The organism is Streptomyces sp. NBC_00885 (assembly GCF_045207475.1).
Taxonomy (GTDB): domain Bacteria; phylum Actinomycetota; class Actinomycetes; order Streptomycetales; family Streptomycetaceae; genus Streptomyces.
In genome coordinates, this window is record NZ_CP108796.1 from 7,205,124 (window position 1) to 7,226,873 (window position 21,750).

The window sequence follows — 21,750 nt, forward strand, 5'->3', positions numbered from 1 at the left end:
TCAGTGGCTCCGGTTAGCCTGACGACCGCAACCATCAAATTGAGAAGGCACGACGGCGAGTGACCACCTCCGCGAGAGCGGCGGCGGTTTAGCCGCAAGGAGGGGGGCGGGGTGCGGGTACTCGGTGTGGACCCGGGGTTGACGCGTTGCGGTGTCGGCGTGGTCGAGGGCGTCGCGGGCCGTCCCCTGACCATGCTCGGCGTCGGTGTCGTACGAACCCCGGCGGACGCCGAGTTGGGCCTGAGGCTGGTCGCCATCGAGCAGGGCATCGAGCGGTGGCTGGACGAGCACCGGCCCGAATGCGTCGCGGTGGAGCGGGTGTTCAGCCAGCACAACGTGCGCACGGTCATGGGCACCGCACAGGCCAGCGCGATCGCTATGCTCTGCGCGTCCCGCCGCGGTATCCCGGTCGCCCTGCACACGCCCAGCGAGGTCAAGGCCGCCGTCACCGGCAGCGGCCGGGCCGACAAGGCGCAGGTCGGCGCGATGGTGACCCGGCTGCTGCGGCTCGACGCTCCGCCCAAGCCCGCCGACGCGGCGGACGCTCTCGCGCTCGCCATCTGTCACATCTGGCGGGCGCCCGCGCACAATCGCCTCCAGCAAGCCGTCGCCGCACATCGCACCGTGCACGCACCGAAAGGCCGTACCGCATGATCGCCTTTGTGAGCGGCCCGGTCGCCGCCCTCGCCCCCACCACCGCGGTCATCGAGGTCGGCGGGGTCGGCATGGCCGTCCAGTGCACCCCGAACACCCTCTCCGAGCTCCGTATCGGCAAGGAGGCCAAGCTCGCCACCTCCCTCGTCGTACGGGAGGACTCGCTGACGCTGTACGGCTTCGCGGACGACGACGAGCGCCAGGTCTTCGAGCTGCTGCAGACCGCGAGCGGCGTCGGACCGCGCCTCGCCCAGGCGATGCTCGCCGTGCACACCCCGGACGCGCTGCGCGTCGCCGTGGCCACCGGTGACGAGAGGGCGCTGACCGCGGTGCCGGGCATCGGCAAGAAGGGTGCGCAGAAGCTGCTGCTCGAACTGAAGGACCGGCTCGGCGAGCCGGTCGGCGCCCACATCGGCAGGCAGGGCATCGCCGCCGCGGCGGCCCCCATGGCGTGGCGCGACCAGCTGCACGCCGCGCTGATCGGCCTCGGCTATGCCACCCGCGAGGCGGACGAGGCTGTCGCCGCTGTCTCCCCGCAGGCCGAGGCCGCCGAGGGAGCGCCTTCGGTGGGCTCGCTCCTCAAGGCCGCCCTGCAGACCCTGAACCGCACCCGCTGACTCCAGCCATCGACGCGCGAGGCAATCCACTGTGAACTGGGACGACACCGCACCGACGACCGACGACATCGCCGCTGAGCGGCTCGTCGGCGCGTCCGCCGACGGCGAGGACCAGGCTGTCGAGGCGGCACTGCGGCCGAAGTCGCTGGACGAGTTCGTCGGCCAGGAACGGGTCCGGGAGCAGTTGGACCTCGTCCTGAAGGCGGCTCTCGCCCGTGGCGCCACCGCCGACCATGTCCTGCTCTCCGGCGCCCCCGGCCTCGGCAAGACCACCCTGTCCATGATCATCGCGGCGGAGATGAACGCCCCGATCCGGATCACCTCGGGCCCGGCCATCCAGCACGCCGGTGATCTGGCCGCGATCCTGTCCTCGCTCCAGGAGGGTGAGGTTCTCTTCCTCGACGAGATCCACCGGATGTCGCGGCCCGCCGAGGAGATGCTCTACATGGCCATGGAGGACTTCCGGGTCGACGTGATCGTCGGCAAGGGCCCGGGAGCCACCGCCATTCCGCTGGAGCTGCCTCCGTTCACGCTGGTAGGGGCCACCACCCGGGCAGGGCTGCTGCCGCCCCCACTGCGCGACCGCTTCGGCTTCACCGCGCACATGGAGTTCTACGAGCCCGCGGAGCTGGAGCGCGTGATCCACCGCTCCGCACAGCTTCTCGACCTCGACATAGAGGCCGACGGCGCCGCAGAGATCGCCGGACGCTCCCGCGGCACGCCCCGCATCGCCAACCGGCTGCTGCGCCGCGTCCGGGACTATGCCCAGGTCAAGGTGGACGGCCTGATCACCCGCGAGGTGGCAGCCGCAGCCCTGAAGGTGTACGAGGTCGACGCCCGCGGACTCGACCGCCTCGACCGTGCCGTCCTTACGGCGCTGCTGAAGCTCTTCGGCGGGGGCCCGGTGGGGCTGTCGACGCTCGCGGTGGCCGTGGGGGAGGAGCGCGAGACGGTCGAGGAGGTGGCCGAGCCCTTCCTGGTACGGGAGGGACTGCTGGCCCGCACGCCGCGCGGCCGGGTCGCCACCCCTGCCGCATGGGCCCACCTGGGCCTCGTACCGCCTCAGCAGGCCCCCGGCACAGGCGGACAACAGGGTCTGTTCGGGACGTGACGGCGCGGATACTCGCCGGGCCAGGAACCAGGGTGGGATGCTGGGCGTTGTTCCAATGATGCGGACTCGCTTAGACTCCGCCGATGCCGCCCTTAAAGGTCGGCGTGCCCACCCCCGTAGATCAGGCCGTTCATCCGCGCGGTCGTGCGAAGGAATTCCGCCCCGTGAATATCTTGACCCTCCTCCCCTTTATCGTGCTCATCGGGGCCATGTTCCTGATGACCCGCTCCGCCAAGAGGAAGCAGCAGCAGGCCGCGCAGATGCGTGACCAGATGCAGCCCGGTACCGGCGTGCGGACCATCGGCGGCTTGTACGCCACCGTCAAGGAGGTCAACCACGACACGGTTCTCCTCGAGGCGGCCCCCGGCGTGCACCTGGTGTTCGCCAAGAACTCGATCGGGGCGGTCCTCGACGACGAGGAGTACAACCGCATCGTGCACGGCGACGGCGACCTCAAGTCCGACAGCCCCATCGTTCCGGACGACGCTTCCTCGCTGACCGAGGCCACCGACTCCGACTCCTCGGACGACGCCAAGATCGACCTCGGCAAGAAGCCCGAGGCCGCCGACGCCGAGGCCGCCGACGCCGAGGCCGACGACACCGAGGTCGCGGACGCCGAGCCCGAGGACGCCGAGACCAAGAACGGCAAGGCCGACGGCGAGACCGACGCGAAGTAGCCATGGTCGGGGACCGCGCGAGCGCCTACCGGTGCCCGGCGGTCCCACGGTCGTGTTGAATTCTGCGGGGGCAGGTCCCCACAACACTTCGTGGCCGCCCCGGCGCACACCCGGCGCGGGGCGGTTGGACAGGGAGAAACGAGAAGGTGGCAGCACCGAATAGGGGCCGAAGGCCCGCGGGGGCTCAGGGCAAGCCGGGGCGCGCCCTGGCTCTGATCCTGATCGCCATGGTCGCGCTCACTGGCGGGATGTTCTTGGCGGGACAGCTCACGCCGCGTCTGGGTATCGACCTGGCGGGCGGTACGTCCATCACGCTCGAGGCGAAGAACGAACCCGGTAAGCCGGACGCGATCAACGAGACCAACATGAACACCGCGGTCGGCATCATCGAGCGCCGTGTGAATGGTCTCGGCGTCTCCGAGGCCGAGGTTCAGACTCAGGGCGAACGCAACATCATCGTCAACATCCCCAAGGGGACCAACTCCCAGCAGGCCCGTGAGCAGGTCGGCACCACCGCCCAGCTCTACTTCCGGCCGGTGCTGACGGTCGCCGCGGGCACCCCCACCGCTCCCCAGCCCACCCCGAGCGCCTCGCCGTCCGGCAAGGCCAAGGACGGTAAGGCCAAGGAGACGGGCAAGCCGACGGCCAACGCGCCGTCCGGCACCCCCTCGGCCACACCGACCACCCAGGGCCGCGCGGTGACCGACGCCCTCAAGGCGCCGAAGCCGACCCCGACCCCCGCCGGTTCGGGCAAGCCCTCCGGGACGCCGAAGCCGCCCCCCTCCGGGGACACAGCGGGCGCCGACAAGCTGCAGAAGCAGTTCCTGGCTCTCGACTGCACGAACAAGGAGGCCCGCGTCGCGGCCGGTGTCGGCGTCAAGCCCAGCGACCCGCTCGTCGCCTGCGGCAAGAACTCCGACGGGCAGTGGGAGAAGTACGTTCTCGGCCCCGCCGAGGTCAATGGCAAGGACGTCGACGACGCCAAGGCCACGATCGACCAGCGGACCGGTCAGTGGATCGTGCAGATGGACTTCACCGACGGTGGCTCGAAGAAGTTCCAGAAGATCACGAGCAAGCTGTCGCAGCAGCAGCCTCCGATGAACCAGTTCGCGATCGTCCTTGACGGTGAGGTCGTCTCCGCGCCTTCGGTGCGCACGACCTTGAGCGCGAACGCCGAGATCTCCGGCAGTTTCACTCAGCAGTCCGCCCAGGACCTGGGCAACATCCTGTCGTACGGTGCGCTTCCGCTCTCCTTCCAGGAGCAGAGCGTCCAGACCGTCACGGCCGCCCTCGGCGGCGAGCAGCTGCACGCGGGCCTCATCGCCGGTGCGATCGGTCTCGCGCTGGTCATCATCTACCTGGTGGCGTACTACCGCGGCCTGGCTCTGATCGCGATCCTCAGCCTCGTCGTCTCCGCGATCCTGACGTACACGATCATGGCTCTGCTCGGCCCCGGTATCGGCTTCGCCCTGAACCTGCCCGCGGTGTGTGGTGCGATCGTTGCGATCGGTATCACCGCGGACTCGTTCATCGTGTACTTCGAGAGAATCCGCGACGAGATCCGCGAGGGCCGTACGCTGCGGCCCGCCGTCGAGCGTGCCTGGCCGCGCGCCCGGCGCACGATCCTGGTCTCCGACTTCGTGTCCTTCCTCGCCGCCGCGGTGCTATTCATCGTCACCGTCGGCAAGGTCCAGGGCTTCGCGTTCACTCTCGGCCTGACCACCGTGCTCGACGTGGTCGTGGTGTTCCTCTTCACCAAGCCGATCATGACCCTGCTCGCCCGCAAGAAGTTCTTCGCGGACGGTCACCCGTGGTCCGGCCTCGACCCGAAGCGGCTCGGTGCCAAGCCCCCGCTGCGCCGCTCCCGTCGCGCCTCCGCCCCCATCGACCCGAAGGAGGCGTGAGATGTCGCGACTTGGCACTCTCGGCGCCCGTCTCTACCGCGGCGAGGTCGGCTACGACTTCGTCGCCAAGCGGAAGATCTGGTACGGGGTTTCGATCCTGATCACCATCACGGCCATCCTCGGCCTGGCGGTGCAGGGTCTCAACCTGGGTATCGAGTTCAAGGGCGGCGCCGTCTTCACCACCCCGAAGACGAGCGTCTCCGTCAGCCAGGCACGGACGTACGCCATTGACGCCTCGGGCCATGAGGCGATCGTCCAGAAGCTCGGCAACGGCGGTCTGCGGATCCAGGTCAGCGAGCTCGACCAGGCCCAGGCCAACAAGGTCAACGAGACGCTGTCCGACAAGCTCGACATCCCGGTGAACAAGATCAACGCCGAGATCGTCGGCCCCAGCTGGGGTGAGCAGATCGCCAACAAGGCATGGACCGGTCTCGCGGTCTTCATGCTCCTGGTGGTCATCTACCTCGCGATCGCCTTCGAGTGGCGCATGGCCATCGCCGCCCTGATCGCGTTGATTCACGACCTCACCATCACCATCGGTGTGTACGCACTCGTGGGCTTCGAGGTCACACCGGGCACCGTGATCGGTCTGCTGACGATCCTCGGTTACTCCCTCTACGACACCGTCGTCGTCTTCGACGGTCTCAAGGAGGGCTCGAAGGACATCACCAAGCAGACCCGCTACACCTACAGCGAGATCGCCAACCGCAGCCTCAACGGCACGCTGGTGCGTTCCATCAACACCACCGTCGTCGCGCTGCTGCCGGTTGCCGGACTGCTCTTCATCGGTGGCGGCGTCCTCGGTGCCGGAATGCTCAACGACATCTCGCTGTCGCTGTTCGTCGGCCTCGCGGCCGGTGCGTACTCCTCGATCTTCATCGCCACGCCGCTCGTCGCCGACCTCAAGGAGCGCGAGCCGCAGATGAAGGCCCTGAAGAAGCGGGTGCTCGCCAAGCGCGCCAAGGCAGCCGCCGAGGGCGCGTCGGCGGAGGACTCCGAGGAACCACAGGACGACGTGTCGGGCGACGTGGCACCGGCCGGCGCCGTCGTGGGTCCGCGCGGCAACCGGGGCCGTGGCCGTCCCTCGGGCAAGCGCCGATGACCGCCGCCGCCTCGGAGCTGCTGCTCAGCCGCATCCGTGACGTCCCGGACTATCCGAAGCCGGGCGTGATGTTCAAGGACATCACGCCCCTGCTCGCGGACCCGGAGGCCTTCACGGTTCTGACCGACGTGCTCGCCGAGCTGTCCACGCGTTACGAGGCCACGAAGATCGTCGGTCTGGAGGCGCGCGGTTTCATCCTGGGCGCACCGGTCGCCATCCGGGCCGGGCTCGGCTTCATTCCCGTACGCAAGGCGGGCAAGCTCCCCGGAGCGACGCTCTCCCAGGCGTACGAGCTGGAGTACGGCACCGCCGAGATCGAGGTGCACGCCGAGGACCTGCGCGCGGGCGACCGCATCATGGTCATCGACGACGTCCTCGCCACCGGCGGCACCGCCGAGGCCTCGCTGGAGCTCATCCGGCGGGCCGGAGCCGATGTCGCGGGCGTCGCGGTGCTGATGGAGCTCGGCTTCCTCGGCGGCCGCACCCGTCTGGAGCCTGCGCTGCGCGGGGCTCCGCTGGAGGCGCTGATCACGCTCTGACCCGATGGGTCGATCGAGGAACGGGCGCCCGGGATCTTCCCGGGCGCCCGTTCTTTGTGCGCCGTCCCCCGGCGGCGCGCAGTGACGAGAGGACACCCGAAGCGATGGGGGTGCCCTCTCCTGTCATGTCCGGACCTGCGGCCTCCTGAGCACCAGAACTCCGAGGTCGATACCATGGCTTCTCCGGGCCTGACCGGGGGACCCGGAACCGCACGAGGAGCGCTCTTGCCAGACGAGGCCCAGCACGCCGCCGCGCAGCCCGACCAGCAGGCCGAAAAGGCCGCGGCAGCCCCTGTCACGCCCGAGAACAAGCCGGCCGAGAAGCCGGAGCCGGGAGTGTCCGAGCGGAGCGAGATGGGGATCCCGCCGGCCGAAGTCCCCCAGCTGCCGCTGGGAGGTGCTTCCCAGGGAAGTGCGAACGGTGCGGCCCCTGTCCCCGCGCCCCTGCCCACGACCACCCCCAGGCCCACGCCCGCGGCCGTCCCCCGGACGGGCGGCTCCTCGAACCGGGTGCGCGCCCGTCTGGCCCGTCTGGGCGTCCAGCGTTCGTCGCCGTACAACCCCGTCCTGGAGCCGCTGCTGCGGATAGTGCGCAGCAACGACCCCAAGATCGAGACCTCCACGCTGCGTCAGGTCGAGCGTGCCTACCAGGTCGCCGAGCGCTGGCACCGCGGCCAGAAGCGCAAGAGCGGCGACCCGTACATCACGCATCCGCTCGCCGTCACGACGATCCTCGCCGAGCTCGGCATGGACCCGGCGACGCTGATGGCGGGGCTGCTGCACGACACCGTCGAGGACACCGAGTACGGCCTGGACACGCTGCGCCGCGACTTCGGCGACCAGGTGGCCCTGCTCGTCGACGGCGTCACCAAGCTCGACAAGGTCAAGTTCGGCGAGGCCGCGCAGGCCGAGACCGTACGCAAGATGGTCGTCGCCATGGCCAAGGACCCGCGTGTCCTGGTCATCAAGCTCGCCGACCGGCTGCACAACATGCGCACGATGCGCTATCTCAAGCGGGAGAAGCAGGAGAAGAAGGCCCGCGAGACCCTTGAGATCTACGCGCCGCTTGCTCACCGGCTGGGCATGAACACCATCAAGTGGGAGCTGGAGGACCTCGCCTTCGCGATCCTCTACCCCAAGATGTACGACGAGATCGTGCGGCTCGTGGCCGAGCGGGCGCCCAAGCGCGACGAGTACCTCGCCATAGTGACCGACGAGGTCCAGTCCGATCTGCGCGCCGCCCGTATCAAGGCCACCGTCACCGGGCGGCCGAAGCACTACTACAGCGTCTACCAGAAGATGATCGTCCGCGGCCGTGACTTCGCGGAGATCTACGACCTGGTGGGCATCCGTGTCCTCGTCGACACCGTCCGGGACTGCTACGCGGCGCTCGGCACGGTCCATGCGCGATGGAACCCGGTCCCCGGCCGGTTCAAGGACTACATCGCGATGCCCAAGTTCAACATGTACCAGTCGCTGCACACCACTGTGATCGGTCCCAACGGCAAGCCCGTCGAGCTGCAGATCCGCACCTTCGACATGCACCGCCGTGCCGAGTACGGCATCGCCGCGCACTGGAAGTACAAGCAGGAGACCGTCGCCGGCACCTCCAAGGTCCGTACCGACGTGCCCAAGGCGGGCAAGGGCACCGCCGGCCAGGACACCGTCAACGACATGGCGTGGCTGCGCCAGCTCCTGGACTGGCAGAAGGAGACCGAGGACCCCAGCGAGTTCCTGGAGTCCCTGCGCTTCGACCTCTCCCGCAACGAGGTCTTCGTCTTCACGCCGAAGGGCGACGTCATAGCGCTTCCGGCGGGTGCCACTCCCGTCGACTTCGCCTACGCCGTCCATACCGAGGTGGGCCACCGGACCATAGGAGCGCGGGTCAACGGGCGGCTCGTACCGCTCGAATCGACCCTCGACAACGGCGACCTGGTCGAGGTCTTCACCTCCAAGGCCGAAGGCGCCGGCCCCTCGCGAGACTGGCTCGGCTTCGTCAAGTCGCCGCGGGCACGCAACAAGATCCGCGCCTGGTTCTCCAAGGAGCGCCGCGAGGAGGCGATCGAACACGGCAAGGACGCCATCGCGCGGGCCATGCGCAAGCAGAACCTGCCGATCCAGCGCATCCTCACCGGCGACTCGCTCGTCACGCTGGCGCACGAGATGCGCTACCCCGACATCTCGTCCCTGTACGCGGCGATCGGCGAGGGCCATGTGGCCGCGCAGGGCGTCGTACAGAAGCTGGTGCAGGCCCTGGGCGGCGAAGAGGCCGCCAACGAGGACATCGCCGAGAGCACACCGCCCTCGCGCAGCCGCTCCAAGCGCCGGGCCAACGCCGACCCCGGTGTGGTCGTCAAGGGTGTCGAGGACGTCTGGGTCAAACTGGCCCGCTGCTGTACGCCGGTCCCCGGTGACCCCATCATCGGCTTCGTCACGCGCGGCAGTGGCGTATCGGTTCACCGGGCGGACTGCGTCAACGTCGACTCGCTCTCGCAGCAGCCGGAGCGCATCCTCGACGTCGAATGGGCCCCGACCCAGTCCTCCGTCTTCCTGGTCGCCATCCAGGTCGAGGCGCTGGACCGGTCCAGGCTGCTCTCGGACGTCACGAGGGTCCTCTCCGACCAGCACGTCAACATCCTGTCTGCGGCCGTCCAGACCTCCCGCGACCGGGTGGCCACCTCGCGCTTCACCTTCGAGATGGGCGACCCGAAGCACCTCGGGCACGTACTGAAGGCGGTACGGGGCGTGGAGGGCGTCTACGACGTCTACCGCGTGACCTCGGCGCGCAGGCCTTAGCGCAGAGCAGAGGAAGGGCCCCCTGTACGCGACGCGCGACGTACAGGGGGCCCTTCCATGCAGCCTTTCAGCCGCCGAACTCCTCCAGGCCCTTCAGCGCCTGGTCCAGCAGCGCCTGCCGGCCCTCGAGCTCCTTGGCGAGCTTGTCGGCCTTGGCGTTGTTGCCCGCGGCGCGCGCCGCGTCGATCTGACCGCGCAGCTTGTCCACGGCCGCCTGCAGCTGACCGGTCAGACCCTCGGCACGCGCACGCGCCTCCGGGTTCGTCCGGCGCCACTCGGTCTCCTCGGACTCCTGCAGTGCCCGCTCCACGGCGTGCATCCGGCCCTCGACCTTGGGACGGGCGTCCCGCGGCACATGGCCGATGGCCTCCCAGCGCTCGTTGATGGCCCGGAAGGCGGCTCGCGCGGCCTTCAGATCCGTGACCGGCACCAGCTTCTCGGCCTCGGCGGCGAGCTCCTCCTTGAGCTTGAGGTTCTCGCCCTGCTCGGCGTCCCGCTCGGCGAATACCTCGCTTCGGGCAGCGAAGAAGACGTCCTGGGCGCCGCGGAAACGGTTCCACAGATCGTCCTCGGCCTCGCGCTGGGCGCGACCAGCGGCCTTCCACTCCGTCATCAGATCGCGGTAGCGGGCGGCCGTCGTGCCCCAGTCCGTGGAGCCGGACAGCGACTCGGCCTCGGTGACCAGCTTCTCCTTGGTCTTACGGGCCTCCTCGCGCTGAGCGTCCAGCGAGGCGAAGTGCGCCTTGCGGCGCTTGGAGAACGCCGAGCGGGCGTGCGAGAAGCGGTGCCACAGCTCGTCGTCGGACTTCCGGTCGAGCCGGGGAAGGCCCTTCCAGGTGTCCACCAGCGCCCGCAGCCGCTCACCGGCGGCCCGCCACTGCTCGCTCTGCGCCAGCTCCTCGGCCTCGGTGACCAGGGCCTCCTTGGCGTGGCGCGCCTCGTCGTTCTGCTTCGCCTTCTGGACCTTGCGCTCCTCGCGGCGCTTGTCGACCGTCGCGACGAGCCCGTCGAGGCGCTTCCTCAGTGCGTCGAGGTCGCCGACGGCGTGATGCTCGTCCACCTGCTGACGCAGATGGTCGATGGCGGTCTGGGCGTCCTTGGCCGAGAGATCGGTGGTCTTCACCCGCCGCTCGAGGAGGCCGATCTCGACCACCAAGCCCTCGTACTTGCGCTCGAAGTAGGCCAGAGCCTCCTCGGGAGTCCCTGCCTGCCACGATCCGACGACCTTCTCGCCATCGGCAGTACGCACGTACACGGTGCCCGTCTCATCGACACGGCCCCACGGGTCGCTGCTCACAGCGCCTCCTCCACCTGATGCCTGCGAGGGGGTTCGCCCCCGGGCATCGTCCACAGTTTCCTGGACGGGCCGCGCCCGCCCTCCACAACGCAACAATCCGGGCCGCGCTGCACACCGCCCAATCTAGGCGACCGGCCGCCCGGCTGTCCGCACTCAGCGCGGCCGAAATTCCCCGGCTCACGCCTTCGGGACGACCGCCTTCTCAATGGTGACAGCCTTCTTGGGCGCCCCGTCCTTGGCTCCGCCCGCGACTCCGTCCTTCGCCACGGCCTGTACGGCCTTGAGGCTCGCGGCGTCCATCGTTCCGAACGGCGTGTAGCTCGGCGGCAGCTTGGAGTCCTTGTAGACGAGGAAGAACTGGCTGCCTCCTGAGCGCGGCTGGCCGGTATTGGCCATCGCCACGGTCCCGGCCGGATAGGTCACCGTGCCGTCCGCGCCCGCCTTGCCCAGCGCGGTCAGATTCTCGTCCGGGATCGTGTACCCCGGCCCGCCCGTGCCGTCGCCCTTCGGGTCTCCGCACTGCAGCACGAAGATCCCCTCCGTGGTCAGCCGGTGGCACTTCGTACCGTTGAAATAGCCCTTGTCCGCCAGAGCCTTGAACGAGTTCACGGTGTGCGGGGTCTTGGCCGCGTCCATCGCGAACTTGACGGCGCCCTGATTCGTGGCGAGCTCCATCGAGTACTTCGCCTTCTTGTCGATCGACATGGCGGGCTCGGGGGAGGCGCTCTCGCTCTGGGAAGGGGCGGCGCTGGGGGACTGGCTGTCGCCCGCCGAGCCGTCGGCCTTGGTGTCCCCGTCGGACAGCCCGATCGAGGCATAGGCGGCGGCGCCCGCGGCGAGCACCACGGCGAGCACCGCCGCGACGATCGTGTACCGCTGCTTCTTCTTGCGGGACTGGGCCCGACGCTGCTGCTGGCGCTCGAACTTCTCCCTGGCGAGCTGCCGCCGCCGCTGATCGCTGGTGACCACCGGGTGTTCTCCTTGTACGTCGCGTGATGCCGACCGGTCGAGTGTGCCCCGTACCGTATACGGGTTGGCTGTGGGACGAGCAGCGCCGGTAGGCTCTGATCTGCTGCTCTCCACCACCACACCGAGGACGATCGTGCTTATTGCCGGGTTCCCCGCCGGGGCCTGGGGGACCAACTGTTACCTGGTCGCCCCCGCCGCGGGTGAGGAGTGCGTGATCATCGACCCAGGTCACCAGGCCACCGAAGGCGTCGAGGAAGCACTCAAGAAGCATCGGCTCAAGCCCGTCGCCGTCGTCCTCACCCATGGCCACATCGACCATGTCGCCTCCGTCGTCCCCGTGTGCGGGGCCCATGACGTACCCGCGTGGATCCACCCCGCGGACCGGTACATGATGAGCGACCCGGAAAAGGCCCTGGGCATGTCGATCGGCATGCCGCTCATGGGCGAGCTGACCGTGGGGGAGCCGGACGACGTCAAGGAACTGGCCGACGGCGCGCAGCTGCGCCTCGCCGGACTCGACTTCTCGGTCGCGCATGCGCCCGGCCATACCAAGGGGTCGGTGACCTTCCGGATGCCCGAGGCCGATGACATCCCGTCGGTCTTCTTCTCGGGCGATCTGCTGTTCGCCGGCTCCATCGGACGCACGGACCTGCCCGGCGGCGACCACGCCGAGATCCTCGAGTCGCTGGCGCGTGTGTGCCTGCCGCTCGACGACTCGACCGTGGTGCTGTCCGGCCACGGCCCCCAGACGACCATCGGCCGCGAGCGTGCCGCCAACCCGTACCTTCGGGAAGTGGCCGCCGGCCTGGGAGCGGAACCCGCTCCTCGACGAGGAATGTGACGAGAGTTTCCGTGAGCACCTTTCAGGCCCCCAAGGGCACGTACGACCTGATCCCGCCGGAGTCGGCGAAGTACCTCGCGGTACGTGAGGCCATCGCCGCGCCGCTGAAGAACTCCGGCTACGGCTACATCGAGACGCCCGGCTTCGAGAACGTCGAGCTGTTCTCGCGCGGCGTCGGCGAGTCGACCGACATCGTCTCCAAGGAGATGTACGCCTTCGAGACCAAGGGCGGCGACAAGCTGGCGCTGCGCCCCGAAGGCACCGCATCCGTGCTGCGCGCGGCGCTGGAGGCCAACCTGCACAAGCTCGGCAATCTGCCGGTCAAGCTCTGGTACTCCGGCTCGTACTACCGCTACGAGCGCCCGCAGAAGGGCCGCTACAGGCACTTCTCGCAGGTCGGTGCCGAGGCGATCGGGGCCGAGGACCCGGCGCTCGACGCCGAGCTGATCATCCTGGCCGACCAGGCGTACCGCTCGCTCGGCCTGAGCCAGTTCCGCATCCTGCTCAACTCCCTTGGAGACAAGGAGTGCCGGCCCGTCTACCGCGACGCGCTGCAGGGCTTCCTGCGCGGGCTGGAGCTCGACGAGGACACCCGGCGCCGGGTTGAGATCAACCCGCTGCGGGTCCTCGACGACAAGCGGGCCGTGGTCCAGCAGCAGCTGGTGGGCGTGCCGTTGCTGCGTGACTTCCTGTGCGACGCGTGCAAGGCGTACCACGAGGAGGTGCGCGAGCTGCTGACCGCGGCGGGTGTCGCCTACCAGGACGACGAGAAGCTGGTGCGCGGCCTCGACTACTACACGCGCACGACTTTCGAGTTCGTCCACGACGGTCTCGGCTCGCAGTCCGCGGTGGGCGGCGGCGGCCGCTACGACGGCCTCTCCGAGATGATCGGCGGCCCGGCGCTCCCGTCGGTCGGCTGGGCGCTCGGCGTGGACCGTACGGTCCTGGCGCTGGAGGCGGAGGGCATCGAGCTCGAACTGCCCCCCACCACCAGTGTGTTCGCGGTCCCGCTCGGCGAGGAGGCGCGGCGCGTGCTGTTCGGTCTCGTCACCGAGCTGCGCAGGGCGGGTGTCGCGACGGACTTCTCGTACGGCGCGAAGGGGCTCAAGGGCGCGATGAAGAGCGCGAACCGGTCGGGGGCGCGGTATGCGTTGGTCGCCGGTGAGCGGGACCTCGCGGAAGGGGTCGTCCAGCTCAAGGACATGCAGTCCGGCGAGCAGTCCCCGGTGGCCTGGGACGCGGTCCTGGACGCGGTTCGCGAACGCCTGGCCTGACGGGGGGATTCTTTCCCCACCCCGCCCTTTCCCGAACCGGGGCAAGCCCCGGACCCCGTATGCGACCTTCGGCCGCATGTCCTCAAACGCCGGCAGGGCTGAACTTTCAGCCCTGCCGGCGTTTGAGGCGTGGGCCCGACCCGTTCACAGCAACCCGTTCCGCATCGCGCTCGTCACCGCCGCCGTGCGGTCGTCCACGCCCAGCTTCCCGAAGATCCGCAGCAGATGCGTCTTCACCGTCGACTCCCCGATGTACAGCCGACGCCCGATCTCCGCGTTCGTGCACCCCTCCGCCACCAGCCGCAGCACCGCCGTCTCGCGTTCCGACAGCCGCGGCCGCTCCGGCTGCCGGCGCAGCTGGTCGACCAGGCGCGCGGCCACCGAGGGGGCCAGTACCGTCTCGCCGCGGGCCGCCGCCCGTACCGCGTCGGCCAGTTCGCCGCGGGCCAGGTCCTTGAGCAGATAGCCCGCCGCCCCCGCCTCCACGGCACGCAGGATGTCCGTGTCGGTCTCGTACGTCGTCAGCACGATCACCCGGCAGGGCAGTCCGGCCGCCCGCATCCGGTTGATCGACTCGACGCCCCCGCCGCCCGGCATCCGCAGGTCCATCAGCACGATGTCCGGCTGGAGTTCGGCGCTCAGCGCCTCCGCCTGCGGTCCGCTCGACGCCTCGCCGACCACCGTCAGATCGGGCTCGGCGCCGAGCATCCCGCGCAGGCCCTCCCGTACGACGGGATGGTCGTCGGCGAGCAGAATGCGGATCACGTACCGCTCCTATCGGGTAGTGGCAGTCGTACGGTGACAGTCGTGCCCCGGCCCGGCGCGCTGCGTACGTCGGCGCGGCCGCCGACCTCGGCGGCCCGGGCCCGCAGCCCGTTCAGCCCGTAGCCCCGCAGCGGCACCGAGTCGTCGAAGCCGCAGCCCGTGTCGCGTACGGACACGGACAGGGCGGCATCGGAGTACGCGAGGGCGATGGCCACCGTCGTCCCGGGCCCCGCGTGCTTGGCGGCGTTGGCCAGGGCCTCCTGGCAGGTGCGCAGCGCCACCACCTCCAGTGCCGGGGCCAACGGCCGTGCGCTGCCCGTCACTTCGACGGACGCGGCCGTGTCCTGGCGCGCGGCGAGCCTGCGCAGCGCGTCCGGCAGCGAGTTGTCGTCCAGATCGGCCGGGGCCCCACCGGCCACCAGGGCGCGCGCCTCGGCGAGGTTCTGCCGTGCCGTGTCCGCCATCAGTTCCAGATGGCGGCGCGCTTGCGGCAGATCGCGCTCCAGTTCCGAGTCCACCGCCTGCAGCAGCATCAGCACACTGGTGAACCCCTGGGCGAGCGTGTCATGGATCTCGCGGGACATCCGTTCCCGCTCGGCCAGGGCCCCGCGGTCCGCCGAGAGGCGAGCGATCTCCTCCCGGCCGGCCTCCAGCTCGGCGATCAGCGCTGCCCGTTCCCTGCTCTGGTCGATGATCCGGATGATCCAGCTGCCGAGTACCGCCGAGAAGGCCAGACTGACGAGCGCGAACAGGGACTGGAAGAAGACGGTCTGGGCGTCGGGCCGCCACAGGACGGCCCACCCGACCACCGGGGCGATGTTGATGACCGCCACGGCGATCAGGGCGAGCCGCATCCGCAGCAGCATGAAGCACTGCGGGACGAGCGCGAAGGCGGCGATGCGCGTCTCGCCCACCAGAATCGCGGGAGCCAGGAACAGCAGCACCGACCCGGCGACATAGCGCACCGGGTACCGCTCGGCCCCGGCCCGGGCCATCAGCTCGGCCCGTCCGACCCACACGTACCAGGGAGCGAGCAGCACGAACAGCGCGGCCGCGACCAGACGGACCGGCCAGCCGGGGCTCGGGGTGGCGAGCGTGAAGATCAGCGTCGCCGTCCACACGACCGCGAAGTACATGTCCCAGGGCAGGAAGCTGCGGTCCCAGACGTCGGAGTCGCGCGCCCCGGCCGGCCCGCTCAGCCGTCGCGCCGGCTCTTCCAGCGGAAGGTCAGCAGACACAGCACCAGTCCTCCGATGCACCAGGCGCCCAGTACCAGGGCGATACGGCCGTACTCCCAGCTGCCCGCCTGTTCCAGCACGGAGGCCGACTCCGGCAGGAACACTCCGCGCAGGCCCTGGCACATCCATTTCAGCGGGAAGATCGCGCCGATGTTCAGCATCCAGTCCGGGATGGTGTTGATCGCGATGTACACCCCGGAGATGAACTGCAGTACCAGGAAGGGGAGTACGACCACGGAGGTGGCGCTCTGCCCCGACTTCGGCACACTGCTGATGGCGATACCGAGCAGCGCGCACCCGGTCAGGCCGAGGACGAATATCCAGCCGAAGGTGAGCCACTTGCCTACGCCGGTGGGCAGATCGACATCGTAGAACACGGTGCCGACAACCAGCAGCGCCGCCGTCTCCAGCAGCCCGGTGACCAGGACCAGCCACACCTTGCCGAGGAAGTACGCGGCCGGCGGCATCGGCGTCCCGCGCAGTCGCCGCAGCTGCTTCTCGTCCCGCTCGATCGCGATGGAGATGCCCAGCGACTGGAAACTGGTCGACATGATGCCTGCCGCGATCATCGCCGGCACATAGAGCTGGGACGCGGTGATGCCCGCGCCCTTCACGTCGTCGCTGAAGATCGACGCGAAGAGGAAGAGGAAGACGATCGGGAAGGCGAAGGTGAAGATGGCCTGTTCGCGCTGGCGGAAGAACGCCAGCACCTCCAGGCGGCCGCGCAGCAGCCCCAGCCGCCAGGCTCCGGGAAGCTGGGGTGATGTGCTGCGTACGCCGCTCTTCAGGTCCGTGACCGTGGTCATCGCGCCGCCTCCTGTCCGGTGAGCCGCAGATAGACGTCTTCGAGGGTCGGCCTGCTGATCAGCAGGCCAGGGATCTCGCCGTCGAACCGGCGCGTGAGCTCGGCGACGGTACGGGTCGGGGTCGCCGTCCGCTCGGAGCGCGGCGCTCCGTCCCGCTCCGTCCACGTGACGGTGGCGTGCGTGCCGTACTCCTCGCGCAGGCCGGCCGGGGTGCCCTCGGCGACCACCTTGCCCGCCGCGATCACGGCGAGCCGGTCGGAGAGGACCTCGGCCTCCTCCAGGTAGTGCGTGGTCAGGACGATGGTGGTGCCCTCGTTCGCCAGCCGCCGGATCAGCTCCCAGAACCGGCGGCGGGCGCCGGGGTCGAAGCCCGTCGTGGGCTCGTCGAGCAGCAGCAGTTCGGGACCGCCGATCACGCCCAGCGCCACATCCAGCCGGCGCCGCTGCCCGCCGGAGAGCGCCTTGATCCGGCTCGATGCCTTCTCCTCGAGACCCACGAGCGAGATGACCTCTTCGGGGTCACGCGGTTTCGGGTAGTAGCGGGCGAAATGGGACACCGTCTCCCGGACCGTCAATTCCGCGGGCGCCGATTCGTCCTGCCAGACGATGCCGATCCTGGACCTCCAGAGGCGGTTTCCGGTCGCAGGATCCGAGCCGAGTACGGTCACCTCGCCCGCGTCCCGGGAGCGATGCCCCTGAAGGATCTCCACCGTGGTGCTCTTTCCCGCGCCGTTGGGGCCGAGAATGCCGAAGACCTCGCCCCGGTCAATGCCCAGGTCCAGGTCGTCCACCGCTGTCACATCGCCGTACCGCTTGCGCAGTCCGCGCACGTTCACCGCGAGTTCTGTCATGGCAATGAGCTTCCCGCCGAAGTGAGCCCCGGGGGACGACCGTCCGTACATCCTTATGTCCATCGAACGGTGGACACAGGTGCGGGTGCGGCAGAATGACCGTGCCCCAGCAGGCCACCGAGCGATGGAACGGGATATGACGACTGCAGCGGTTGACGACGTGTCCTCCGAGCGGGAGAACGGCTCCAAGGGCATCGGCGGCAGTCGTGCCTTCTCCTGGCTTCTGGTGATCACGGGTGCGGCGGGTCTGCTGGCGTCGTGGGTGATCACGATCGACAAGTTCAAGCTGCTGGAGGATCCGGGTTTCACGCCGGGGTGCAGTCTGAATCCGGTGGTGTCCTGCGGGAACATCATGAAGAGCGAGCAGGCCTCGGCGTTCGGGTTCCCGAATCCGATGCTGGGTCTTGTGGCGTACTCGATGGTGATCGCGATCGGTGTGGCGCTGCTGGCGGGGGCGCGCTACCGGCGCTGGTACTGGCTGGGTCTCAACGCCGGGTGCCTGTTCGGGGTGGGGTTCTGTACGTGGCTGCAGTACCAGTCGCTGTACGAGATCAACGCCCTGTGCCTGTGGTGCTCGCTGGCCTGGATCGCCACCATCGTGATGTTCTGCTACGTCACGCTGCACAACATCGAGCACCGGATCATCAGGGTGCCGGAGGGGCTGCGCAAGGGACTGCTGGAGTTCCACTGGCTGCCGCCGGTGCTCTGGATCGGCATCATCGGGATGCTCGTCCTGACCCGCTGGTGGGACTTCTGGACCAGCTGACCGGCCACGGGGGACTGTCGGACCGCTGACATAGGCTGCACAGCGTGGAGCCCGACCTCTTTACCGCCGCAGCCGAAGAACGCCAGGAGAAGGATCCGTCCAGCAGCCCCCTGGCCGTCCGGATGCGCCCGCGTACCCTCGACGAAGTCGTCGGCCAGCAGCACCTGTTGAAGCCCGGATCGCCACTGCGCCGCCTCGTCGGCGAGGGCGGCGGAGGTCCCGCCGGCGCCTCGTCGGTGATCCTCTGGGGACCGCCGGGCATCGGCAAGACGACCCTCGCGTATGTGGTCTCCAAGGCGACCAACAAGCGCTTCGTCGAACTCTCCGCGATCACGGCCGGAGTCAAGGAAGTACGGGCGGTCATCGACGGTGCCCGCCGGGCCGCGGGCGGCTTCGGCAAGGAGACCGTCCTCTTCCTCGACGAGATCCACCGCTTCTCCAAGGCCCAGCAGGACTCCCTGCTGCCCGCCGTGGAGAACCGCTGGGTGACGCTGATCGCCGCCACCACCGAGAATCCGTACTTCTCGATCATCTCGCCCCTGCTCTCCCGCTCCCTGCTGCTCACCCTGGAGTCGCTCACCGACGAGGACCTGAGCGCACTGCTGCGCCGGGCGCTTACGGAGGAGCGGGGCCTGGGCGGAGCCGTCGGCCTTCCCGCGGACGCCGAGGCCCATCTGCTGCGGATCGCCGGCGGCGACGCCCGCCGGGCGCTGACCGCGCTCGAGGCGGCCGCGGGCGCGGCGATCGACAAGAGCGAGAGCGAGATCAGCCTCCAGACGCTGGAGGAGACGGTGGACCGCGCGGCGGTGACGTACGACCGCGACGGCGATCAGCACTACGACGTGGCGAGCGCCCTGATCAAGTCCATCCGGGGCTCCGACGTGGATGCGGCGCTGCACTATCTGGCCCGCATGATCGAGGCGGGGGAGGACCCCCGTTTCATCGCCCGCCGGCTGATGATCTCGGCGAGCGAGGACATCGGCCTCGCCGACCCGACGGCCCTGCCCACCGCCGTCGCCGCGGCCCAGGCGGTGGCGATGATCGGTTTCCCGGAGGCCGCGCTCACCCTCAGCCACGCCACGATCGCGCTGGCACTGGCCCCCAAGTCGAACGCCGCGACGACCGCGATAGGCGCGGCGCTCGCGGACGTGCGCGCCGGTCTGGCGGGAGCTGTCCCGCCGCATCTGCGCGACGGCCACTACAAGGGCGCGGCCAAGCTCGGCCATGCGCAGGGCTATGTGTATCCGCACGACGTCCCGGGCGGGATCGCCGCGCAGCAGTACGCCCCGGACGCGGTGCAGGGCAAGCGCTACTACGAACCGACGCGGTACGGCGCGGAGGCGCGGTACGCCGACGTGGTCGAGAAGGTCCGCGAACGCCTGCGCGGCGAGTAACCGGGGCCCGGCAAGATCGGCCGGACAGGACCTTAACGCGACGCGGCCTCGAAGAGCTTGTACATGGCCCGGCGCAGTTCCGCGACATCGCGCACCGGCGTGGGGAAGTCGAAGCGCGCGTCGAAGCTGCGCCCGCCTACGAACCGCACCCGCAGCCCGAACCGGTCCAGCGACAGCGGCACCGCCCGCTGCCCCTGCGCGCCCATCTCCTCGCCGAGCAGCCCGCACAGCTCCTGCACCTGCTCGCTGTGCGAGGAGTGCAGATGCTGCAGCAGCTCGGTCTCGTGCGCGACGAGCGGATCGACGGACGCCTGCGCGAAGTCCTCCGGCTCGACGCCCGACGCACCCCACAGATCGTCCACCCACGCCTCGCCCGTTTCGAGGCGCAGCATCATGGCGCCGGGCGCGGCCAGGCCGGGGGCGCAGGTGAGCCAGCCGTAGAGCCAGGCCCGGCCGCGGATACGATGGGGCACCGAGACCGGCGCGACATCGGTGATCTCCAGCACAGCGGAGAGCTCGTCGTCCTGCGCGTGCGTGGCGGCGCGCACGGCTGGGGAGTCCGCGGGAAACAGCAGGAACACCTCACCGTCGGTTCCCACGACCCGCGCCTGCGGGGTCAGCTGCTCGGGGCGTGCGGCGTCCACCCCCGGGATGAGCAGCACCGACGAGCATGTACTCTGTACGAGAGTTCGTGTGCGCTCGGCTGCTGACGGCATCCGCGCGATTTCAAGCCCGCTGGGACGCGGCTGACCATGAGCTGATCGGACCTCCGTCGCCTCGACGCCATTGGATGCGTCGACGTTCTTCGTGCTGTCCGTGACGCGCTTGGTGTTCCCAGGGCGAGACATGCGATCTCCTTGAGTAAGGTGAGCCTAACCTAACCTACAACGGAGGTCTGGAGAACGTGCCTAACCAGTCGCGTCCCAAGGTCAAGAAGTCTCGTGCGCTCGGCATCGCGCTGACGCCGAAGGCCGTCAAGTACTTCGAAGCCCGCCCCTACCCGCCGGGCGAGCACGGCCGTGGCCGCAAGCAGAACTCGGACTACAAGGTCCGTCTGCTCGAGAAGCAGCGTCTGCGCGCCCAGTACGACATCAGCGAGCGCCAGATGGCCCGCGCGTACGACCGCGCCAAGAAGGCCGAGGGCAAGACCGGCGAGGCGCTGGTCATCGAGCTCGAGCGCCGCCTCGACGCCCTGGTCCTGCGTTCGGGCATCGCCCGCACCATCTACCAGGCCCGCCAGATGGTCGTCCACGGCCACATCGAGGTCAACGGTGGCAAGGTCGACAAGCCGTCGTTCCGCGTCCGTCCCGACGACGTCGTGATGGTCCGCGAGCGCAGCCGCGAGAAGCCGCTGTTCCAGGTCGCGCGTGAGGGTGGCTTTGCCGCCGACGGTGAGACCCCGCGCTACCTGCAGGTCAACCTGAAGGCCCTGGCGTTCCGCCTGGACCGTGACCCGAACCGCAAGGAAGTTCCGGTCATCTGCGACGAGCAGCTGGTCGTCGAGTACTACGCCCGCTGATCTGATCACGGCGTAGCTCACACAGCTTCAGCCCGCCGCTCCCCCCTTACAGGTGGGGGAGCCGGCGGGCTCTCGCCTTTCCGGAGCCGTTCCCTTTCTCCCCGGCGGGAATGCGGTACGGGGTGCGACCCTGGGCGCGATAGGGTCGGAGGACGATTTCCGAGGTGTCCATCGACGAGCAGAGAGCGGTGCAGCGTGACCGGTGGAGAGGTTGCCGGGATCCTGGTGGCCGTCTTCTGGGCGATCTTGGTCTCCTTCCTCGCCGTGGTGCTGGTGAGGCTGGCCCAGACGCTCAGAGCGACCACCAAGCTGGTGGCGGACGTGACCGAGCAGGCGGTGCCCCTGCTGGCCGACGCCTCCGCCACGGTGCGCTCCGCACAGACCCAGCTCGACCGGGTCGACGCCATCGCGACGGACGTCCAGGAAGTCACATCGAACGCATCGGCGCTCTCCACGACGGTCGCCTCGACCTTCGGCGGGCCGCTGGTCAAGGTCGCAGCCTTCGGCTACGGCGTGCGCCGGGCCATGAGCCGCAAGAGCGACGACGCCCCCGCCGCGCCGTCGCGTCGAACGGTCATCGTCGGCCGTACCGTGCCGTCGCCCCGGCGTAAGCGGAAAGGCTGACGCTCC

At 69.4% G+C, this 21,750-nt stretch carries 21 protein-coding genes; 14 read left to right on the forward strand and 7 right to left on the reverse strand.

Going from position 1 to position 21,750, the window contains the following annotated elements; all coding sequences use genetic code 11:
- Positions 1 to 111 precede the first annotated feature (111 nt).
- The 8 genes from ruvC (at position 112) to OHA61_RS32875 (ending at position 9,400) form a co-directional block, all read left to right on the forward strand.
- Positions 112 to 654 carry a crossover junction endodeoxyribonuclease RuvC gene (gene ruvC, locus OHA61_RS32840; protein WP_324978444.1) on the forward strand — a complete coding sequence of 181 codons (543 nt, stop codon included), beginning with the start codon at positions 112 to 114 and terminating at the stop codon, positions 652 to 654.
- Entirely contained in the window at positions 651 to 1,271 is a 621-nt protein-coding gene (ruvA, locus tag OHA61_RS32845; RefSeq protein WP_406306065.1) for a Holliday junction branch migration protein RuvA, read from the forward strand. Before ruvC ends, ruvA begins: the two co-directional genes overlap by 4 nt.
- Before the next feature lie 31 nt (positions 1,272 to 1,302).
- Positions 1,303 to 2,382 carry a Holliday junction branch migration DNA helicase RuvB gene (ruvB, locus tag OHA61_RS32850; protein WP_406306066.1) on the forward strand — a complete coding sequence of 360 codons (1,080 nt, stop codon included), beginning with the start codon at positions 1,303 to 1,305 and terminating at the stop codon, positions 2,380 to 2,382.
- A 164-nt stretch (positions 2,383 to 2,546) separates the two neighbouring features.
- Positions 2,547 to 3,059 carry a preprotein translocase subunit YajC gene (gene yajC / locus OHA61_RS32855; protein ID WP_406306067.1) on the forward strand — a complete coding sequence of 171 codons (513 nt, stop codon included), beginning with the start codon at positions 2,547 to 2,549 and terminating at the stop codon, positions 3,057 to 3,059.
- Positions 3,060 to 3,205: 146 nt separating this feature from the next.
- Positions 3,206 to 4,963 carry a protein translocase subunit SecD gene (secD, locus tag OHA61_RS32860; RefSeq protein WP_406306068.1) on the forward strand — a complete coding sequence of 586 codons (1,758 nt, stop codon included), beginning with the start codon at positions 3,206 to 3,208 and terminating at the stop codon, positions 4,961 to 4,963.
- A gap of 1 nt (position 4,964) precedes the next feature.
- Complete coding sequence (secF, locus tag OHA61_RS32865; RefSeq protein ID WP_406306069.1) at positions 4,965 to 6,065, forward strand: protein translocase subunit SecF; 1,101 nt, start codon at positions 4,965 to 4,967, stop codon at positions 6,063 to 6,065.
- Positions 6,062 to 6,604: an adenine phosphoribosyltransferase gene (locus tag OHA61_RS32870; RefSeq protein WP_406306071.1), complete on the forward strand. Its 543-nt coding sequence runs from the start codon at positions 6,062 to 6,064 to the stop codon at positions 6,602 to 6,604. The genes secF and OHA61_RS32870 overlap by 4 nt, the downstream gene beginning before the upstream one ends.
- Before the next feature lie 225 nt (positions 6,605 to 6,829).
- Positions 6,830 to 9,400 (forward strand): RelA/SpoT family protein, encoded by a 2,571-nt coding sequence (locus OHA61_RS32875; protein ID WP_406306072.1) that lies wholly within the window; start codon positions 6,830 to 6,832, stop codon positions 9,398 to 9,400.
- 67 nt (positions 9,401 to 9,467) lie between these two features.
- Here the strand turns inward: OHA61_RS32875 and OHA61_RS32880 are convergent, their stop codons facing one another.
- Entirely contained in the window at positions 9,468 to 10,697 is a 1,230-nt protein-coding gene (locus OHA61_RS32880; RefSeq protein WP_406306073.1) for a DUF349 domain-containing protein, read from the reverse strand.
- A gap of 177 nt (positions 10,698 to 10,874) precedes the next feature.
- A complete protein-coding gene (locus OHA61_RS32885; RefSeq protein ID WP_406306074.1) occupies positions 10,875 to 11,666 on the reverse strand; it encodes a peptidylprolyl isomerase in 792 nt (263 codons plus the stop codon).
- Between the two features lie 133 nt (positions 11,667 to 11,799).
- On the opposite strand from OHA61_RS32885, the gene OHA61_RS32890 reads away from it, so the two are divergent.
- Entirely contained in the window at positions 11,800 to 12,507 is a 708-nt protein-coding gene (locus OHA61_RS32890; RefSeq protein WP_406306075.1) for an MBL fold metallo-hydrolase, read from the forward strand.
- Positions 12,508 to 12,518: 11 nt separating this feature from the next.
- Complete coding sequence (gene hisS, locus OHA61_RS32895; RefSeq protein WP_406306076.1) at positions 12,519 to 13,781, forward strand: histidine--tRNA ligase; 1,263 nt, start codon at positions 12,519 to 12,521, stop codon at positions 13,779 to 13,781.
- 144 nt (positions 13,782 to 13,925) lie between these two features.
- On the opposite strand, the gene OHA61_RS32900 is transcribed toward hisS, so the two are convergent.
- The 4 genes from OHA61_RS32900 to OHA61_RS32915 are packed head-to-tail and all read right to left on the reverse strand — an operon-like array spanning position 13,926 to position 17,441.
- Positions 13,926 to 14,546 carry a response regulator transcription factor gene (locus OHA61_RS32900; protein ID WP_266489332.1) on the reverse strand — a complete coding sequence of 207 codons (621 nt, stop codon included), beginning with the start codon at positions 14,544 to 14,546 and terminating at the stop codon, positions 13,926 to 13,928.
- A complete protein-coding gene (locus OHA61_RS32905; RefSeq protein ID WP_406306077.1) occupies positions 14,543 to 15,784 on the reverse strand; it encodes an ATP-binding protein in 1,242 nt (413 codons plus the stop codon). The genes OHA61_RS32900 and OHA61_RS32905 overlap by 4 nt, the downstream gene beginning before the upstream one ends.
- Positions 15,742 to 16,590 (reverse strand): ABC transporter permease, encoded by an 849-nt coding sequence (locus OHA61_RS32910; RefSeq protein ID WP_406306078.1) that lies wholly within the window; start codon positions 16,588 to 16,590, stop codon positions 15,742 to 15,744. The genes OHA61_RS32905 and OHA61_RS32910 overlap by 43 nt, the downstream gene beginning before the upstream one ends.
- Positions 16,587 to 17,441 carry an ABC transporter ATP-binding protein gene (locus OHA61_RS32915; protein ID WP_406306079.1) on the reverse strand — a complete coding sequence of 285 codons (855 nt, stop codon included), beginning with the start codon at positions 17,439 to 17,441 and terminating at the stop codon, positions 16,587 to 16,589. Before OHA61_RS32915 ends, OHA61_RS32910 begins: the two co-directional genes overlap by 4 nt.
- A gap of 136 nt (positions 17,442 to 17,577) precedes the next feature.
- Between OHA61_RS32915 and OHA61_RS32920 the strand changes: the two genes are divergently transcribed.
- Both OHA61_RS32920 and OHA61_RS32925 read left to right on the forward strand, forming a co-directional pair.
- Entirely contained in the window at positions 17,578 to 18,207 is a 630-nt protein-coding gene (locus OHA61_RS32920; protein ID WP_406306080.1) for a vitamin K epoxide reductase family protein, read from the forward strand.
- A 44-nt stretch (positions 18,208 to 18,251) separates the two neighbouring features.
- Positions 18,252 to 19,601: a replication-associated recombination protein A gene (locus OHA61_RS32925; protein WP_405596082.1), complete on the forward strand. Its 1,350-nt coding sequence runs from the start codon at positions 18,252 to 18,254 to the stop codon at positions 19,599 to 19,601.
- Positions 19,602 to 19,633: 32 nt separating this feature from the next.
- Here the strand turns inward: OHA61_RS32925 and OHA61_RS32930 are convergent, their stop codons facing one another.
- Positions 19,634 to 20,317, reverse strand: coding sequence for a DUF2470 domain-containing protein (locus tag OHA61_RS32930; RefSeq protein ID WP_406307567.1), 684 nt, complete (start codon positions 20,315 to 20,317; stop codon positions 19,634 to 19,636).
- Between the two features lie 188 nt (positions 20,318 to 20,505).
- Here OHA61_RS32930 and rpsD point away from each other — a divergent pair, with 188 nt between their 5' ends.
- Both rpsD and OHA61_RS32940 read left to right on the forward strand, forming a co-directional pair.
- Positions 20,506 to 21,120 (forward strand): 30S ribosomal protein S4, encoded by a 615-nt coding sequence (gene rpsD / locus OHA61_RS32935; protein ID WP_266489341.1) that lies wholly within the window; start codon positions 20,506 to 20,508, stop codon positions 21,118 to 21,120.
- A 195-nt stretch (positions 21,121 to 21,315) separates the two neighbouring features.
- Positions 21,316 to 21,744 carry a DUF948 domain-containing protein gene (locus tag OHA61_RS32940; RefSeq protein ID WP_324977906.1) on the forward strand — a complete coding sequence of 143 codons (429 nt, stop codon included), beginning with the start codon at positions 21,316 to 21,318 and terminating at the stop codon, positions 21,742 to 21,744.
- Positions 21,745 to 21,750: the final 6 nt, after the last annotated feature.